At 65.5% G+C, this 17,695-nt stretch carries 21 protein-coding genes and 1 pseudogene; 10 read left to right on the top strand and 12 right to left on the bottom strand.

Features of this window, described 5'->3' with window-relative positions:
- Positions 1-7: 7 nt before the first annotated feature.
- Entirely contained in the window at positions 8-1,303 is a 1,296-nt protein-coding gene (locus NOF53_RS04495) for an ATP-grasp domain-containing protein (protein WP_255965905.1), read from the bottom strand.
- A gap of 107 nt (positions 1,304-1,410) precedes the next feature.
- Between NOF53_RS04495 and NOF53_RS04490 the strand changes: the two genes are divergently transcribed.
- Complete coding sequence (locus NOF53_RS04490) at positions 1,411-1,665, top strand: hypothetical protein (protein ID WP_255965903.1); 255 nt, start codon at positions 1,411-1,413, stop codon at positions 1,663-1,665.
- Between the two features lie 9 nt (positions 1,666-1,674).
- Here the strand turns inward: NOF53_RS04490 and NOF53_RS04485 are convergent, their stop codons facing one another.
- The 4 genes from NOF53_RS04485 to NOF53_RS04470 form a co-directional block, all read right to left on the bottom strand.
- Complete coding sequence (locus NOF53_RS04485) at positions 1,675-2,472, bottom strand: SigB/SigF/SigG family RNA polymerase sigma factor (protein WP_255965902.1); 798 nt, start codon at positions 2,470-2,472, stop codon at positions 1,675-1,677.
- Entirely contained in the window at positions 2,472-2,903 is a 432-nt protein-coding gene (locus NOF53_RS04480; protein WP_255965900.1) for an ATP-binding protein, read from the bottom strand. Before NOF53_RS04480 ends, NOF53_RS04485 begins: the two co-directional genes overlap by 1 nt.
- Positions 2,904-3,238: 335 nt before the next feature.
- Positions 3,239-3,886, bottom strand: a complete 648-nt coding sequence (locus NOF53_RS04475) for a HemK2/MTQ2 family protein methyltransferase (protein ID WP_255965898.1) — start codon at positions 3,884-3,886, stop codon at positions 3,239-3,241.
- A 243-nt stretch (positions 3,887-4,129) separates the two neighbouring features.
- Positions 4,130-5,974: a serine/threonine-protein kinase PknD gene (locus NOF53_RS04470; RefSeq protein WP_255965896.1), complete on the bottom strand. Its 1,845-nt coding sequence runs from the start codon at positions 5,972-5,974 to the stop codon at positions 4,130-4,132.
- 205 nt (positions 5,975-6,179) lie between these two features.
- On the opposite strand from NOF53_RS04470, the gene NOF53_RS04465 reads away from it, so the two are divergent.
- Entirely contained in the window at positions 6,180-6,428 is a 249-nt protein-coding gene (locus NOF53_RS04465) for a hypothetical protein (protein WP_255965894.1), read from the top strand.
- Positions 6,429-6,636: 208 nt separating this feature from the next.
- Here the strand turns inward: NOF53_RS04465 and NOF53_RS04460 are convergent, their stop codons facing one another.
- Together NOF53_RS04460 and NOF53_RS04455 are read right to left on the bottom strand one after the other, a co-directional pair.
- A complete protein-coding gene (locus NOF53_RS04460; RefSeq protein WP_255965892.1) occupies positions 6,637-6,924 on the bottom strand; it encodes a hypothetical protein in 288 nt (95 codons plus the stop codon).
- Between the two features lie 6 nt (positions 6,925-6,930).
- Positions 6,931-7,326 (bottom strand): hypothetical protein, encoded by a 396-nt coding sequence (locus tag NOF53_RS04455; RefSeq protein ID WP_255966273.1) that lies wholly within the window; start codon positions 7,324-7,326, stop codon positions 6,931-6,933.
- A 346-nt stretch (positions 7,327-7,672) separates the two neighbouring features.
- Here NOF53_RS04455 and NOF53_RS04450 point away from each other — a divergent pair, with 346 nt between their 5' ends.
- The 7 genes from NOF53_RS04450 (at position 7,673) to NOF53_RS04420 (ending at position 13,120) form a co-directional block, all read left to right on the top strand.
- Entirely contained in the window at positions 7,673-7,852 is a 180-nt protein-coding gene (locus NOF53_RS04450; protein WP_255965890.1) for a hypothetical protein, read from the top strand.
- Between the two features lie 172 nt (positions 7,853-8,024).
- A complete protein-coding gene (locus NOF53_RS04445) occupies positions 8,025-8,633 on the top strand; it encodes an FHA domain-containing protein (protein ID WP_255965888.1) in 609 nt (202 codons plus the stop codon).
- Between the two features lie 788 nt (positions 8,634-9,421).
- Positions 9,422-9,556 carry a hypothetical protein gene (locus tag NOF53_RS04440; RefSeq protein WP_255965887.1) on the top strand — a complete coding sequence of 45 codons (135 nt, stop codon included), beginning with the start codon at positions 9,422-9,424 and terminating at the stop codon, positions 9,554-9,556.
- Positions 9,550-10,137: a hypothetical protein gene (locus tag NOF53_RS04435; RefSeq protein WP_255965885.1), complete on the top strand. Its 588-nt coding sequence runs from the start codon at positions 9,550-9,552 to the stop codon at positions 10,135-10,137. Before NOF53_RS04440 ends, NOF53_RS04435 begins: the two co-directional genes overlap by 7 nt.
- Positions 10,138-10,756: 619 nt before the next feature.
- On the top strand, positions 10,757-11,212 hold the full coding sequence (locus tag NOF53_RS04430) for a hypothetical protein (RefSeq protein WP_255965884.1): 456 nt from the start codon (positions 10,757-10,759) through the stop codon (positions 11,210-11,212).
- Between the two features lie 190 nt (positions 11,213-11,402).
- Positions 11,403-12,068 carry a HEAT repeat domain-containing protein gene (locus tag NOF53_RS04425; RefSeq protein WP_255965883.1) on the top strand — a complete coding sequence of 222 codons (666 nt, stop codon included), beginning with the start codon at positions 11,403-11,405 and terminating at the stop codon, positions 12,066-12,068.
- Positions 12,069-12,082: 14 nt separating this feature from the next.
- Entirely contained in the window at positions 12,083-13,120 is a 1,038-nt protein-coding gene (locus NOF53_RS04420; RefSeq protein WP_255965882.1) for a MerR family transcriptional regulator, read from the top strand.
- A 323-nt stretch (positions 13,121-13,443) separates the two neighbouring features.
- Here NOF53_RS04420 and NOF53_RS04415 read toward each other — a convergent pair whose 3' ends face one another.
- From NOF53_RS04415 to NOF53_RS04395, 5 genes and pseudogenes are all read right to left on the bottom strand, one after another.
- Complete coding sequence (locus NOF53_RS04415) at positions 13,444-13,668, bottom strand: hypothetical protein (RefSeq protein ID WP_255965881.1); 225 nt, start codon at positions 13,666-13,668, stop codon at positions 13,444-13,446.
- 430 nt (positions 13,669-14,098) lie between these two features.
- Entirely contained in the window at positions 14,099-14,782 is a 684-nt protein-coding gene (locus NOF53_RS04410) for a hypothetical protein (RefSeq protein ID WP_255965880.1), read from the bottom strand.
- Between the two features lie 682 nt (positions 14,783-15,464).
- A complete protein-coding gene (locus tag NOF53_RS04405; protein ID WP_255965878.1) occupies positions 15,465-15,926 on the bottom strand; it encodes a hypothetical protein in 462 nt (153 codons plus the stop codon).
- A gap of 130 nt (positions 15,927-16,056) precedes the next feature.
- Positions 16,057-16,160 (bottom strand): annotated as a pseudogene (locus tag NOF53_RS04400) (DNA-binding response regulator); the annotation flags it as partial.
- 77 nt (positions 16,161-16,237) lie between these two features.
- Positions 16,238-16,780, bottom strand: coding sequence for a hypothetical protein (locus NOF53_RS04395; RefSeq protein WP_255965876.1), 543 nt, complete (start codon positions 16,778-16,780; stop codon positions 16,238-16,240).
- A gap of 283 nt (positions 16,781-17,063) precedes the next feature.
- Here NOF53_RS04395 and NOF53_RS04390 point away from each other — a divergent pair, with 283 nt between their 5' ends.
- Positions 17,064-17,435 carry a hypothetical protein gene (locus tag NOF53_RS04390; RefSeq protein ID WP_255965874.1) on the top strand — a complete coding sequence of 124 codons (372 nt, stop codon included), beginning with the start codon at positions 17,064-17,066 and terminating at the stop codon, positions 17,433-17,435.
- Positions 17,436-17,695 lie beyond the last annotated feature (260 nt).

The raw sequence follows: 17,695 nt of genomic DNA, 5'->3' as shown, positions 1-17,695 counted from the left end.
CGTCCTCTCAGTGCTGGTCAGGGACCGGCTCGAACTCGAACGGCAGACCGGCGAGGGCCCGGTCGACGTGTTTCTCGAGTTGGGCGGTGTCGTCGGCGCCGATGTACATGGACCCGAGGACGTAGCGATAGGCGTTCTGATTCGGCAGGTCCGCCAACCGGTCACCACGCCGGACATCGATGAGGATTTTCGTGTCGGGCACCGCCTTTTGCACGCGGGCAATGTCCTCGCTGCTCGGTACCTTCGTCACGATGCCGTCCTCGTAATGCGGGATGATGCACTTCGCGGCGACCCCATATCTGCCTTGCCGCCGCCGCATGCGCGGTCGCGTACCGAGGGCGATGTCGATGGCCACCTCATGATTCGAAATACCGTCCACCTTGGCGAACAAGTCACTGTGCGACTGGGAGATTCGGGTGTTCACCTCGATCAACCAGAGCCTGTCCTCCTTTTCGTCCCACATGAACTCGGAGTTGAAGCAGCCGTTGTCGAATCCGACGTGCCGCATATACCGCTCGGTGGTGTCGATCATTCGTTGCTGCACCACGGGTGGCACCGTGCTCGCCGGATAGTCCAGCCGGTCGAAACTGTGTCCGGCGGCATCCTTGTGCATGTCGAAGACACCGTGCACGGAGAACTCACCGTGGAACATCGTGCCCTCCGGGGCTGCCTGGGTTCCGGTGACGACCTGTTCGGCGAGGCACGTCGTGCCCGACACCCCCTGCACCGCCCGCGGGAGGTCCACTCGCCGGAGCGCTTCGTCGAACGCATCACCGACGAGCCCGATCCTCTCGCGTATTTCCGCAACCGCCTCCCGGAATGCCTCCGCATCACCGATTTCGAACCCGAGTTGGGAGGAATGCGACTTCACCGGCTTCACCCAAAACGGGAAGTCGAGACCGATGGAGTCGAGGGCGTTGTCGTCGAACGGGTCGAAGGAGGCGAACCGAGGCACGCTGTCGGGGACGGATTCCTGCTGCGCGAGCCGACTCCAGTACTTGTGCTCGCAAGCGAGCACGCTGTGCAGCGGAGGTGACGGAATTCCTCGCTCGGCGGCCAGGATGGGTGCCAGGACGCTCGTGGGGAAATCCCAGTGCGCGATGATCGCGTCCACCGTTCCCGGAAACGCGTCGAGTTCTGTTCGACACGTGGTGAGCAGATCGTCGAACACGTACTCGTCCGCGGCAACTAGGGTCTGGTAGTCGAGCACACCGTGAAATCGGAATGATTCCGCATTGCGGACGGTGCTGAGTTCTTCGCGTTGAAGGTCAGTCAGGCCGAGAATGAAAATGTTCTTGCCCATACGCCGGAGCGTTCCCTCATCTACCTGTCCGGAAACGGGAGATTCGTCGCCGGAGCCGCCGGGTATGCAGGGGGTGGGAACGATTGTCCAAACGGAGGAAGGCGACTATGAACACCCACGTGACGGTGAAACTTTTGACCGACCTGCTCGACTCGTCACTGCCCGACGCCGCCCTGATTCTCGTCGGCGGCACTCCCAGGGTCGTCGGCTCCATGGAACTCGAGGGCGAGGCCCAGCCGTTCGTCATCGTCACGCGGGACGAACTGCGGGATCAGCTTCCGAAGGACCGGGAGTACAGCGAGAGTGACCTCGAATTTCACGCCGCCGAACTCGAATCGACGGTGGCGTCCCTCGGGGGTTAGGGTCGAGCTTCAGCCCTCCCCCAACTGCTCCCGTAGACCGGCCAGCGTCCGGGCGAGGATCCGGGACACCTGCATCTGCGAGACGCCCACCCGCTGTGCGATCTCGGTCTGTGTCATCGACCCGAAGAACCGCAACATCAGCACGCGGCGCTCGAGCGGGGGCAACTTCTCGAGCGCCGGCCGCACGGCCGCATGACTTTCCACATTGGCCAGCTCGGGGTCCTCCTCGCCGAGCGTCTCGGCGAGCGGAAGATCATCAGGATCGTCACCCATGGTCGCATCCATCGACAAGGTTTGATACGCGTTCTTCGCGAGTAGCCCCTCCGACACCTCACGTACGTCCAGGTCCAGCTCGGCCGCGATTTCACTGGCGGACGGGGCGCGACCCAGATCCTGGGACAATTCGTCGACCGCTTTGGTGATCAGGGCGTGCATCTCCTGCATCCGGCGGGGCACACGCATGGACCACCCGACGTCGCGGAAGTAGCGCCGCACCTCCCCCATGATCGTGGGCACGGCGTACGAGACGAAGTCGTAACCGCGGTCCGGGTCGAAACGGTCGACCGCCTTCACCAAACCGAGGCGGGCGACCTGCAACAGGTCCTCGTGTGCCTCACCGCGGCCACCGAACCGGCGGGCGATGTGATCGGCAAGCGGCAGGCACCGCGTGATGACCTCGTCGCGCAATCTGGACGCCTCGACGGACGACCCCTCGAGCGCCCCGAGACGCGCAAGCGTCGGCGCCACGTCCTTGTAATCGTCTCTGCCGGGACGGCGCCGCTCGCTGCGTTCCGAGACGGGCGACACTAGAGGGTGCCCCGGTGTTTGACGAGGTCGACGGTGACATTGCGCACACCGGTCGCCGCATCACCTGTCCCCTCGGCCACCGACACCGTGTCCATCAACGTTTCCAGTACGTGCCAGCCGAAGCTCTCCCGGTTGGGCACACCCGCCCGGGTGAGGAACCCACCGATAGTGACGTGCAAAGCGTTCTCCGCCACCGCGAACGAACACGTCAACTCGGAACTCGGCTGCGCCGCGGCGATCAATTCCGAGCACACCTCGTCGACTGCGAGTTTGACATCGGCCACGTCGTCGAGGGTGAAGTCCCCGAGGACGGCGAGGGTTTCTGCAACCGCACGCACCACGGGCAACTGTTCGAACTCCGCCGCTACACGGAGAACCACGGGCACACCCGATCTCGTTTTCATTTGCCTAACCTCGCCGACCTCGGCCATCTGCACTCCACGTCTGTCGTCGGTTTCTTCGACTTCCGGCAGCGTACCCAGGGAGTGCAATATTCAACCGACCGACGGCGCGAGGTGGCCCCCAACACGGTACCGACCGGTAGGAATTCCGGCGCCCGGGGCCTGCGTACTCCGGCAGGAGGAAGGGTACTTCGGTGTCAAGACTTTCCTCGCCGCACGGGCCCTCCCCTGTTCAGGACCTGAAGGATTGTCGTGTCACCATTCCCGCACAGGGGTGCACCCACAGGAACGGTGAGGCGAGCACACCCGGCTACCACAACGGCCTCGACGAGGTGACCGAGCACCGCCGCGGACTCGGTCCGCGGTTACCGCACGGCCCGGATGACCACCAGTTCCTCGTTGCGCTGCCCGGCCGCGATGAGACCCCTGGACTCGAACAGGGCACGCCGCGCGGCGAGGACCCGCCCGAACGGGATTTCGGTGCGGGCCACGACATCGACCGACAGGCCCTGTTCCTCGAGCATCGTCTGCGTCTTCTCCACGCCGCTCAGCGCGGATTGCGCGAGAAGCAGTGTGCCGCGGTCGCCGAGTACATCGGGGCCCTCGACGCAGATCCGATCGAGAAGGGCGCGCCCGTCCTTGCCCGCGTCCCAGGCCCGGGCGATGCCGGTGTCGGGCAGTGTGTCGTCGACGGCCGGCACATACGGCGGGTTCGTCACCACGAGGTCGAACCGTTCGTCGCGCACCTCTGCCACGAGGTCGCTGCGCACCACCCGAATGCGGTGGCCGCGGAGCCTCGCGTTGGTCCACGCGGTGAGCAGTGCCCTGCGCGAGACATCGACCGCCGTCACGGAATCGGCGCCGGCCTGCGCTGCTCGCAGCGCGAGTACGCCCGTGCCGGTACACAAGTCGAGAACTTTCATTCCAGGCCCGACATCGTGACGGTCGAGAACGTCTGCGAGAAGCCAAGTATCTTCCTGCGGCGGATACACCCCGGGGATGCGCAGCAACATCGTCGACTCCTTGCCGTGAACCAACAGCGATCCGCGTCGACCGCCACCGTCGACAATACGGAGCTCCCTGTCCATTGCGGGGAAAACGCCGGCGGAACCGGGATCGCGGCGGCCGACCCCACCGAGCAGCGTGCTGACTCCCAGGAAGACCTACGGCCCGGTTTCGACCCGTTTGGATCCGCGCGGGGACCGCAGCAGAAAGACAAATTTCCTTGCCCAGAAACAGAAATGGGCAAGGAAGGATCATTTCTGCGAGGGCAGCATGACGACGCGCTTGTTCTCGACGTCGACGACATACACCTCACGGTGTGGCCCGAGCGCGATGCCCACCGGCGAGCTGAGCCCGGTGAACGGCAGGACGGTCTGTTCTTCGGACCCGGTCGGCAGCATCAGGACCTGGTTGTGCCCGTTATCGGCGACATACACCTCGCCCTCGGGGCCGAGCGCGATGCCGTCTGCCCCCTCGACGTCGTCGAACGGCAGAATCGACACGGTGTTCGTGGCGGCGCTCAGCACACTGACGGCGCTGTTCGCCGTGGTCACATACACATCGCCCCGATCGTTGACCGCCACCGCGTACGGGCCGATCACGACAGGAAACGGAACCACCGTCGGGGTGGTCGAGGCGTGCGGCAGCACCACCACACGGTTGTTGAGGACATCGGCCGCATAGAGGTCCCCGTAGCCGCGCACCGCCACCGCGATCGGCACGTTCAAGCCGGTGAACGGGAGGTCCCATTGTGTTGAGGTACCTGGCGCGAGGGCGACGATGCGGTTGTTCGCCGAGTCCGCGACGTAAACAGTGTCCTCGGCGCTCACCGCGATGCCCATCGGACGGGAGAGCCCGGTGAAAGGCAGAGTCCTCTGGGTGTCAGATCCCGGTTCGTACATCACCACCTGGTTGCGTGCGTAATCGCTGACGTAGACGTTCCCGTCACCGTCGACTGCCACCCCGTACGGTTCGTCGAGATCGCTGAACGGCAGCACAGTCTGTGCACTGCCCCTCGGGGACGTCGGCCACAGGATGTACACGGCTGCCGCCACCGCCGCGACCATCACTGCAAGCAGCGTTGCCATGAGCACCGATCGCCGACGCCACCGCGGCGGCCGACCACCCTCTCCCGGTGCGGCGTCCTTCTCGACCACACCCTCGGCCCCCGGCGAATCCGTCGTGTCAGCCGGTGCGGTGGGCATTCCGGGCGGCACGGGCCGACCGAGGGCTGCCACCGCGGGCCGAGTATCGACTTCGGCCACACCGCCCGCGGCGGCGTGAGCGGCGTCGCTCAGATCCCGGCAGGACGGGTAGCGATCGTCGCGGTTCTTCGCCATCGCACGACGCACCACCAGGTCGAAGCCGACGGGCAGGCCCGGACGCAGTGCGCTCGGTCGCGGAATCGGCCCGTGCAGGTGACCGTGCATGACCGTCGGCGCCGATCCCCCGCCATACGGTGGGGCGCCGGTCAACAAATGAAAAAGCGTACATCCGAGGGCATACACATCCACCCGATGGTCCAGATTCCCACCGGTGATCTGCTCCGGGGCGGCGTAGTGCAAAGTCGCCACCAGCATCCCCGTCTTCGTCAAGTGCGCGGTGTCATCGAGCGCCCGGGCGGTACCGAAGTCGGTCAGCAACACCCGTTCGGGATCGTCGGAGGTCAATAGAATGTTCGCCGGCTTCACATCACGATGCACGATCCCCGCCCGGTGCGCGTGGTCCAGTGCCCGTCCAGTCTCGGTGACGATGTGCACCGCGCGGCCGATCTCCATGGGCCCGGACGCCACCGCCGTCCTGGCGTCCATGCCCGGAACGTACTGCATCGCGATCCACAACCGGTCCCCGACCCGGCCTCGGTCATAGACGGTTACAACATTGGGATGGTCGAGCAGCGCCGCATGGTCGGCTTCGGACTCGAAGCGACTGCGCACGTAATCGTTCTCGAGCCACGACGAATCGAGAACCTTCAGGGCCACCTTCCGGCGCAACGTCGGATGCCGGGCAAGATACACAGTCCCCATCCCACCCCGGCCCAGAACACGCACGACCGTGTAGCCCGCGACCGTCACGCCAGGGGCCAGAGCGTCGCTCACACCGCATTCACCACCTCTCGACCTCCCTCAGTGAAACGCACCCACGACCTCCACGTAAACCCCGCGCACGACCCCGCACCCGCGATCCTGGGGCGGCACGGAGCCAGGTCGGGTAGGTGGTACCTCCCGGACCCGAAGGGGAGGTTCGCGGCGGTGGCGCGAACCGAGAATTGTCGATGTTCCCACGACCGGCCCGAGGAGTCAGATGTTCCAACGCATCCCCATGCAACGCGCCGTCGACACTGCACTGAAGAAGAAGCCCGTGCCGCTCGATACGCCCACACACGTGTGGGGGCCGCTCTTTGCCGACAAACGCGCCACAATCGGCCGGATGCGCCTGATCACACTGATCGCCGCCGCGATGATCTGGCTCATGCACTACCGCTCGCGTTCGACCATCACCGCCGCAAGGTCGACCGGCTTATCTCGCAACTCCGACCCCGCCCGAACATGACGAAAAACCAAGACCAAGAACAACAGTGGAAGTGACATCGGTGTCTCGGTACCGGAACGCCGTCCGCCGACCGCTGTTCGTCCGGCGGACGGACGCTGCGACGACCGGTGCGCCCTCGGGCCACAGCGGCCAGGTGACACCGGTCGTCGGCAGTGGTGGTGAACGGTAGGGAGGGTTATCTACTCCTCCCATTGTTCACCCCGGCCGGTTATCCGGCGTTACCGCCGGCGCCACCGATGCCGCTGCCGCCGCGATTGCCGACACCGTTACCGGCGGACCCGCCCGTGCAGTCACCGCCGTCCCCGCCCTGGCCGCCGCTCCCGGGCGCACCCGGCTGACAGTCCCCGGCGCCCGAGGTGTGCGGGACAGCAACTCCGGCAACCGCGGTCCGGCCGAGAATCGGGCCGTCCGACCCGGCGGCGCCCCCGCACCCACAGGCGAGGACCGCCGCCGCGGCACATGTAACGATCGCACCGATCGTGGTCCTGTTCGACATGGCGCGCTACCTGGTACCGACGCCGCCGCCCGCACCGCCGGTTCCGTTGCCGCCGGTGTTGGCGTTGCCGTTGCCGGCGTTACCGCCGGTGCCGTTGCCACCATTACCGCCCTGCTGGTTGTTCTCGAAACCGATGTTGATTCCGCCGCCGCCGACGTTGCCGCCCGCACCGCCGGTTCCCTTGCCGCCGGTGTTGGCGTTGCCGTTGCCGGCGTTACCGCCGGTGCCGTTGCCACCATTGCCGCCCTGCTGGTTGTTCTCGAAACCGATATTGATCGGAACATCGAACGGAAACGGGGCGGCGGACGCGGCACCCGCACCGAGGATCAGCATTGGCACCGCGGCGGCGCTGACGACGAGGGCACGCAGGGTGGACTTGGCGGTCTTCGTGGTATTCGACATGGTGTGTTCCTCCGGTGTGATTGGGGTGGTGGTGCTTTCGATGCCATTAACGGTGCCGGACCGGGCGGGGACGTCTCATCCCCCTCGGGGGTGAACGCAGCCACACCCCCCCATCCGCCGAAATGGGAGTCCCCGAGCGTATCCGCACCCACCACGGGGTGGGAGCACACCCAACCCGAAGGGGATGCGGGTCGAGATCGGCGTGAACCAGAGTGGACCGGGTAACCACACCGACACCCACACACTCTGAGGAGAACCCCATGACCCAGCCTGAACTAACCACACCGCACACCCCGCCGTCGTCTCCGCCCCGCCCTCCAACGTCGGGTGGGCCGACGCCGCCGTGGTGTTCTTCTGGCCCCTGACCTTCCACGCGTTCGGCGCCGCACTGCAAGTGTTCCCCCGCTGGTACAGCGGCGGCCTCGACGGCGGCCTCGACGGCGCCCACGCCGCATCCTCGCGGGCCCGGTCGCTCTGCCTCGGCGGCCTCTTCACCGCCTGGTGCCTGTCCTCCGCCTTCGGCTGACCGAACCGGAACCACACACGCAAAGGCGCACAGGCCCTGGGGGTGACCACAGCCACCCCCAGGGTGGCTAACGCCAACAGCGCCAGTCCACCACGATGGAAGCACCGGCACACACAACACCCACAGGCACCCGCGACCACGACCGCCAACCACACCGAAAGGATCACCCCCTGTGACAGACCCGACTCTGACCTACACCCACGGCGGACACGCCCACGAGCTGACCCTGACCCCGGACCGCTCCCCCATCGTCATCGGCCGCTCCGCCTACGCCGACCTGTCACTGCCCACCGACCCCGACATCTCCCGCCTACACGCCACACTCGAACGCATCGGCACCTACTGGACCATCACCGACGAAAGCCTTTCCCGCAACGGCACCTTCGTCAGCGGCACCCGGATACGGGGACGCCAGACCCTGTACCCAGGAGATGTCATCCAGATCGGCGAATACACCCTCACCTACCACGGGGAGCCGGCGACGAACTGCGGCATCACCAATATCGGCGACACCATCGACGGCCCCCTCGACCTGACGCCCGCCCAACACAGCGTCCTCACCGAACTGTGTCGGCCATTTCACGACGGCACCACCCATCCTTTCCCTGCGTCGAATCAACAAATAGCCGACGCCCTGCACCTGAGCCCCGAAACAGTCAAAACCCACCTGCGCGCCCTCTGCGCCAAATTCCAGATCGACGAGCTCCCCCGAAATCAGAAGCGAACCCGACTCGTCGCCCTCGCTCTCACCAACAACATCCTCGCTCCCCGCACCACCTGACCCCAGTTTTGTCACCACCCCACCCCGCTGGTCCGCGGGACCCGCACGGGTGGTGTTGCTGAGGAGCGCCTCTCGCCACTGAGCGGACTCACTGACGGCCGACGATCCGGCGCTCGCCTATTCCGCGATCGCGGATTCCGGCAACGAGTACCGGACCGGATACGCGGACTTTCTACGGGAAGTGCTGCGGTGTCGCGTCTGGCTCTGACGCCCTCAGTGCGACCGCAGAACTGATCCACCCGATGCATCGCCGGTGCCGGGCAACGACGTTCGGCGATGCCTACACGGAACCCTACGATTCGAGGTTCTCGCTTGCCCCATACGGGTCCGAGTCGGTCGCGGGCACCGGGCACCCCAGGTCCCCCGCACCCGCAAGCGCGCCGAAGGCGAAGGTTGGATCCGCAATCGATACGGCCCTGTGGCCGGCCATCACGCTGGCGAGGCCAAATGCTCCCGCGACCGCGCCGAAGGAACGCATCGACGCAACCGCCGCAGGGCACCACCCCACCCACACGGTCTGTTATTCGAAACCGGGAGAGCATCACGGCCCAGTTGTGCCCGTTATCGGCGACATACCCCGCCGCGGGAGGCATCCCCGTCACGGCGATTCCGGATGGGTCCCGAACTCGTCCCACTCGCGGGCCCACCCACCGCCACCAGCACATCTCGGCCCGCTGCCGGGTGGCGGCGAACCACCCCTATGGGGGCTGTTTCGCCGGCTCTGGCCGACAACACTGGGTCCTGACCAACCCCAACGGCACGAGAGGCCTGACGAAGTGTTCGAGATCATGAACGACCCGGTATCGGTTCCACGACAGCGTTCGCTGTGGCAGCGGGCGGTGATCGGTGTCGTGGCGGCGGGGGTGCTGCTCGCCGGGGGAACTGGGACCGCGGCGGCCGACCCCCACCGAGCAGCGTGCTGATCACCCAGCAGGACCTACCACCGGGCTACGTTCTGTTCGATTCCGCTCTCCTCGAGCGACCCGACGACGTGGAAGGCGCCGAAATACCTGACGTGGAAGTACCAATGGAGGACATCGCGGTCAGCCCCCCCGAATGTGGGGCGATGAGCCCCGGTGAGCAGACCCACCCCGCCACCTCCCTCCTCACCGGTGGATGGGCGGTGGACGCTGACACCGGCAACATGTACGTTCTGTCCATCGTGGTCGGCGAGGGCTCAGCGAACGTCGGCGCAATCCCACAGCACCTCGAACAATGTTCGACCGTCGCCGTCTCCGCACTCGGCGTCACTTCGACGGCCCGGACCTCGGCCTACGAGCCTCCACCGAGCAGCGCCGACGAATCCGCAGGACTGGCCGTCACGACGACCGACGGGGACGGGAACCGGACCGCCACCGTCATGCTGATCGCCCGCGTCGGTGAGCTCAACGTCGTCGCCTCCCTCACCGACACCGAGAGCGGCGAGGTCGACCAACTCTCCGACCTCGGCGAATTCGAGCAGACTTTCGTCACTCAAGTTCACCGGGTCAAAGAACTCGCCTAACGGGGAAACTCCCATCGCTTCTGCGCGCGCCTTGGGGGCTCCGTATCGGCCGGCGGTCGGCCTCACGGCGCGCATGGGCGAGGGGTATCGACGCGGTGGAGGCGGGGAGCGCGACCGGCTCGGCCCAGGCGGTGCCGTGCAGGCGTCGCCGAAAGTTGTTCAGACTCCGCCTAAAGCGTTGCAACTTCGCCGAATATGTTTGCCCAGCAACAGGAACGAGTCCGGACGCTTCGCCGGCTGGGATCGGTGGAGCGAACCACTCCGGGTGCGTCACTTGCCCGTGTACCTTTTTCGTAGGTTCCCCACAGCTCGCCTTCCGATGCAGTCCGACGCGGCGACACACTGAGAGGGCCATCGGCAGACTGCATGAATCCCCGCAGACGACTTTGGTCAACCCCTGTGGCGCGGCGTTCGGGTGAGTTGTGGGTTCGCGCTGCCTGGTCAACGCACGTAATCGGGGTCCTCGATCGAGACCTTCCTATCAGCTTTCGGAGGGCGCCGACCACTCTCGAACACGGGCGTGCCGCGGTATGGCTAACGGAATCCGGTGCCGCACCGACACAAGCTACATGTGGACCCGACCGTCAGGGGCGGGCCGCCGGACCCGAAGGAGTATCCGATGACCCACAGGATCCGCAGGTTCCTCGCCGGAGCGGCCGCATCGTCCGCCCTCGCCGCCGCGATGGTCGCGGTGGGCGCCGCACCCGCCCAGGCCGAACCCTCAGCCGACTGTCACACCACCACCACGCCCGTATCCGGTACCTCGCACTGCACAGCGCACGGCGTTCCCGACGGCAGGACCGCCGTCCACATCGGGACCGTCGAGTGCTTCGGCCTGACGCCACGGGCGATTCCCGGACCCGGCGGTGTCACGCACATTCCCTGGATCCAGGGCTATCGCCGCGACGGCCTGTGGGTGCCGACCGGGACACCGTCGACCGGGTCGTGCGTCGGCGGGATCGGCGCCCCGTGGTGGGAGGTCGGCGTCCCGTCGGGCGCCTTCACGACCTGCGGACTGCAGGAGGGGATCGTCACCTACGTCAGCGTCGGCTGCAATCCGATCCGCCCGCAGTAGGGCACACGGACCGAAGCCGGCAGGGTGCAGCGAAGGCGCGGACTTCTGTGAGGCGACGGTGATCGGCGTCGCCGGATTCCGGAACAGGGCCGCACCTCCCCCCAACCGCATCTGCGAATGATTCAACGCGAACTGACAGCGAGGCTTGACCCTGACACAGTGACAAGGACTCGAATGGTCGACGAAGGAGGTGGTTGTCGTGAATACAACCAACCACAGTGGGCCGGATGCTCACCTCGTCGACGCTCTGGCCGCAGCCGACCCGTCGTGCCGGCTGCAGGCGGCGCTCGCAGCCGGCACGCACCCCGACCCTGATCTCATCGAGACACTCGTCGATCGGTGTGCCGTCGAACCGGACTTCTTCGTCCGCGACATGCTGACCTGGGCATTGTGCCGCCTACCGACCGCGAGCACAGTGCCGAGACTGGTCCGAGAGCTCGGCTCCGACTCTGCGCAGGCCCGCAGTGAGTCGCTGCATACCTTGTCCAAGATCGGGGACCGGCTTGCCTGGCCGGCGGTGTCGGCACTGCTGCACGACGAGCACGACGAGGTCACGAGCACCGCGTGGCGGGCGGCAGTGGCACTCGTGCCGCCCGGCGACGAGGCTGCACTCGCGGCCGAACTGGCGACCGAACTCGGGCAGGGCGACGAGCACACGCAGCTCAGTCTGAGCCGTGCGCTGGTGGGACTCGGGGAAGCGGTCCTACCGGTCCTCGACACCGCCGGGATGAGTCCCGATCCGCGCATTCGGGCGCATGCGGCTGCTACACAGCAGCTCTGTTCCGACCCCGACAGCGGGTTCACTCGCTCGCTCGAGCTGGCGAAGCGCGTCGCGGTCGCCGGTCCGGACCTATAGCGGGAGGAGGTGCAATGTTGATCGGCGAGGTCTCTCGGCGCTGCGGTGTCAGCACGCGGATGTTGCGTCACTACGACACGGTGGGACTGGTCAAGCCCACGGATCGCACGTCCGGCGGCTACCGCGAGTACTCCGCCGACGACATCCGACGGCTCTTCCACGTCGAGAGCCTGAGGACGTTGGGATTGTCGTTGAACGAGGCCAAACGCGCCCTGGACGAGCCCGAGTTCGCACCGGCCGATCTGGTGGGAGCCCTCATCCGACACACACGCCGGCGGATCGCCGACGAGGAGGAACTCCTCGGCAAGCTCGAACGCATCGACGACGCCTCTCCAGCGCGGTGGGAAGACGTGCTGCGCATCGTCGCTCTGTTGCGCGCGCTCGAATCGGAATCCGCCGCCCGACGTCAACAAGCGATCCTGTCTCAGAATGCGAATGCGTCGCTACCCGTCGAAGCGCTCGTCGAGGCCACCCTGGCGGAGGACGACCCGAATGTGGCCGGCGCGCTGCAGTGGTCGTTGGCGAGGGTCGCCGGCCCGGGACTCGCGGACCTGGCCGGCAGTCTCGACGCGGAGGAGGTCGAGGTCCGGCGTCGCGCCACCGCCGCAATAGCTGCAATCCACACCACGGAGGCTGCCGAACATCTGAGACGAGCTCTCGATGATTCGGACGGCACGGTCCGCCGGTATGCGGCCCTCGCTCTCGGCTCACGCGGAAACATCGACTCGATACCCGCCCTCCTCGAGATGGTGATCGAGGGGCGACGCGATGTCGAAGCCGCCGAAGTGTTGGGCAAGCTGACGACCATCGCGCCCCGGGCCGACGACCTCGTCGAGGTCCTGCAGGACACGCTCGACAACACCGATGACTCGCCCACGCGGCTGCGGATCACCCAGGCCCTCGCCGAGATTCCCGGTACGGCGGCACGAAGGGCACTCACCCGGCTGACCCACGACCGCGACCGAACGATCGCGTCCACAGCGGCAGCGATCCTGGGCGTGCAGGACCGCGGACGACGACAGCGCCGGCAATCGGGTGACGGGACGCCGTGACGGTGAGCGAACGCGACCGGTAGTCGGATTGATCTCAGTTCTGAATCTCGCACGTCACCCCCGAAGGCAAGAGATGGGTGGATGCCCGGAGCGACGAACAACGGTGTCATCGACCCATCTCCGCGTCGCCCGAGTGGGGACAATCACCAATCGGGAGAATCCACCTGATTCCACCCATCGACGTAGTCGACCCCCGTTCGTCGCGTGGGCCACTTCGCCCCACGAAGAGTTCCGATCACCAATGCGACTACCTCGCAACATCATTGCGCCGTTGTCGGCGTGGACCTCGACTGATCCTTCGCCGGGAACGGCAACAGCACGGATCAGTGCCGCCGAACCGGCGGCAGATCTTGCTGCACCAACCGCAAATTGGAGGTTGCGACGACACCAGGGAAGTAGTAGTGGCCCTCCGGAGACTCGATCAGGTCGTCAGCATCGATGCTGTAAACCTCCCACACGTCCACTGCTCCGCCCGTGTTGTTCATCCGCACGAACCAGTCGCGTTCGAACTCGTCGGCAGCGAGGAAGCAGCCCTCCTGCTCCGGCACACGGCTTCCTGCAATACCGGGGGCAGCACCCATTCGCGTCCAGTCCAAGCCATATCGCGAAATGGATGCACGGTTAAGCACCGAGGTGACGTGGTAGCGGATCAGCATCATTTGAAGGTAACAACTAGGAACACGCGCGGACATTGAATTTATCGCCGGTAGCCCTCCATATGCGATCACAGCAGCAGAGGCGCGGAGTCTGTGAGCGACTCCCTTCGCGGCATGGTGACCGAACGGGCACTGCCGGGGGACCTCACGCGACGGAATCGGCGTTCTGTCGAGCCTTGCGGTCTGATCGGCGGTCGACTGGCAGCCCGTCGCCAGGGCGATCCACGTCATCACCGCGAGGATCGGAATCACCCTGCTCGATTCGCCCCTCATAGTCTGCGTATCGCCCAATCTCCGCGAAGTGTCACAGGCCATGCCACGCTCAACCCGATGGACTCGGGGGCAGCGGGTTGATCGTGTCGCTGTCCCAGGTGACCCTCTGATCAGGGGTCGCTGGGAGTACTTCGAGTGCGGCCTCGGCGAGAACCGCATCGACGCATTCCGCGGACGCCCCAAGATACGTCGTCATCAGGTCGATGTCCGTCGCCACACACCAGGCGCGGTCCTCGGGCCACCACAGGTGCGCACTCATTCCTCCCGGGAACTGCGTGCCGGCCCCGAATTGGGTGTCTGCGAGGTCGAGACTTCCTGCGAAGAGGACCATGCCTCGACCAGGCATGGGGAGCCGCGGGTAAGTCGACGGGGCCGTGATGTAGCCGGATCCTTCCCAGTGGGCGAACCAACAGCTGTCCGGTGTCCGGGTGAACTGTCGAAGAATGTCGGCCAGCGCGCGAGCTTCGGGCGCGGGCAGCGACCCGGTGGCCGGCGAGTCGTGCCACAGGCCCTCCTGTTCGCAGGTGCGCCAACTCCCGACGATCGACCCCCATTCCATGACAGGGTGCGCGATGGTGGCGTTGGCTTCGGCCACGTCGGCCCAGAGCACGGGCTCGTCGTCAATGGTGTTCGCGGGATGGAAGATCCAGGCGCCGGCAGTGGTCTGGGCTGCCAATCGAAGGCCGCGCTCGTCCCAGTTCTGGCTATCAGTAGTTTCGGGATCCCACGGCATGATTCCACTGCACCACATGACGCAGACTCGTGCACTTGCACTGACGGCGCTAGCGCTATTGCAGTCCTCGGGACCGCCGTCGGCGGAGAACCGAGATGGTCCACGCGATCAATCCGAGCAAAAGGATGCCAGTCATTGCCAGTACCGGCGCTGGTACTGCGGCGGTAATCCGGGTCTGCCAACTGATCTCCGTCTCAGGTGCGGATTCACGAGGTCGATGGGGTGATCCATATACCTTCTCGGTCGCGGACCGAAGATCGAAAGGGGTGCCGGTGTACGGGCCACACGCGTAGCTTTCCCAAGCGGCATCGACCTGGTGCGGCTTGGAGACAAACAGCAGGTACTCCTCCCCCACCTGATAGCTGGTCCCACACCCATTGTGATTCGCGAGGGTGCCCACAGTCGTAGTCGAGCCCACGTCGCCTTTGAACACTTCTGACACCTCGAACTCGTAGATATCGGTGAACCCATCCGAAATCTTGTCAGCGGCGCGGGCGACAAAGACCCCCGAAGCGTGGGAAACAGCTTCTTCTGGCGTCTCGCTGCTGGCGCATGAGCAAGCGCATGCGGTGCCGGGCGCTGCCACTGCGACCGACCCCGCGATGAGAAGGCCGCATGCACCGGCCACTACACATCGCGAGAAGCGGCCGTTGGCAGGGTTGATGCGCCTTTCGGATCCCACTCAGTACACGTTGATTTCGGTAGAGCTGGAGATGTGTGGACGATCGGTGGTCAGCGTGACCTCGACCCGACCGGATCCCGTCTCGAGGTGTGTCCACGGCTCCGCCGGGAAGTCGATCAGCCCTCCGCTGACCTCGGTAGACCACGATCCTGCAACGCCGGAATCCAGGTTGCGCCAGTCCAACGTTGCAGGTACCGAGCACAACACTCCGGGTGTCGTCGATATGCCGACGAATGTCGCGTTCAGTCGAACATAGACCAGCCCAGGCAGGCTGTCCGTAGCAACGGTGACGCCGCCGATGCGGCCGCCACAGGCAATTCCGTCAGCGGCGGTCGCGGTGTCTGGAATGTTCACCCACCTGTCTCGAGTCTGATCCGCCGCAGCAGGGGCACTGGTACCGAGCAACCCAGCCAGCACCACTCCGCCGATCGCGGTCGCTTTTCCGAGCTCGAGACGAGACATAGTGCTCCAGACAGTCGTCGGACAGTGGTCCGACCGTACATCGGCGGACGGACTCAGGAACCGTTGTCGGGCTCGGCGAGCCTGCGAGCGACACACCCATTGCGAGAAGTCGGGTGACCGGCTCGGCGGATCACGGCTCGACCAGTCCGGCACGGATCGCGAAACGAGTCAGCGCAAGCTTGTCTCGCAGTCCAAGTTTTGCAGGATGTTTGCTCGGTACCGGTCGAAGGTCTCAACGGGCCCACATCGGAAGCAGTGGTTGTCGATCGGCGATGCCCATCGGGACACATCGCCGATCGAACGATTCCGAGTTACCGTCCGGGTACGACCGAGATCGTTCCCTGACAGACGGCGTTCTGGGGGTTGACGAACCACCATCCCGCGCCGGTCTGGACGGTAACGGTGAACGCCACCGCACCGGTTCCTGTCCAGGTTCGGTTGACCGGGATTCCAGGCTTTTGCTGCCAGGCCGCCTCATCGCTGACGCTGTGTCCCGTCGCGCCTGTTGTCGTGTTGTGCCAGTCGACTGATACCCGCGTGCCGTACCAGTTGACGCCGATACTCGGGATGAGACCGCCGGGCGGAGTGGGCAGTTCATTGCCACCGCTCAGTAGAATTGACGGCTCCAGCGCGGACCCACCCGGACGAAGCGACTCACCGGAGGCGGCGTTGATGGTCCACGTGAACGGCGGCGCCCAGACGAGGGGATTCGCGCTCGAGCACGTCATTGTTGTCGACGTTGGTGGCGCGGGCTGAGCACTTGCGACAGCGCCTCCTCCGGCCGCCACTGCGGTTCCCACCCCGACAGCAGTGAGTGCGGCCGCACATACGCGGCGTCCCAACTGTTTGCTCATGAGCACTCCGTTTCCTTCGTTACCCGAAAATGAAGACGTCCGCCGCCCCCTTCCATTTTCGGAGACGAACCAGGATCCGTTACACATCGTGGTGATCGAAATAGTCCTCGTCGATCGGCCGGACCGTCCACCTCGGTTGCTGGCACTCGGAAGTGGGACACGAAATTCTTGGTCGAACAGACAAATCAGTCGATGTTCTTCCTCGAGGGTGCACGGTACCTACCAACTGGCGTGCAGGGTTCCTCAATGATGTACTCACCGAACGGAATGGACAGTCCTCACCATGACGATATCCACTCGATTGCTGGCCGACGCGGGCTCGGTTACTGCTTGTGTCGTCGCACTGCTCGCTTCGCAGGCCACTGCCAGCGCTGCTTCTGGAACGGTGGATGTCGCAATCCGCGCTGGCGGGCAGGGATTCGGCTGCACGGCCACCGTGTCGAATCTGGGCACCGTGGCCGCGGCGAACGTGGTGGGTGTGCCGACCAGCCTGTTCGCCCCCGTCTCACCGAATTTCGTCGGCACTCTCGCCCCGGGAGAGAGCCGTGTGGTGTCCTTCGGTGACTGCGGGATCTACCCAGCTCCCACCACCATCGCATTGCTCACGACGAGCTGGGACACCAACTGGGCCAACAACTGGGCCACCATCTTTTGACCCCATCTCTCCGGCCGTACGGAACGAGCTCGATTCTCGGCAGGCTGATCGATCAGTTGCGGTCAGTTCGGGCCGATGCAGCCCTATGCCGTCCTCTTGGCCAGGGATCTGAGACCGAGCAGACACCGACTGGGAAGGACCCGGAGCTTATGTCTTCACCCGTCCGCCCAGCGACAAGAATGTCAATCGCAACTCGCCGGCCAAACCCGACTCCCCATTCCCGCGCCCGACGCCCTCCACACCGTCCGCGCCGAATGGTC

This window comes from Rhodococcus tibetensis, from assembly GCF_024438035.1.
Classification (GTDB): domain Bacteria; phylum Actinomycetota; class Actinomycetes; order Mycobacteriales; family Mycobacteriaceae; genus Rhodococcus_F; species Rhodococcus_F tibetensis.
The sequence above is the reverse complement of the archived record's forward strand: the minus strand, read 5'-3'. Positions and strand labels throughout refer to the sequence as shown.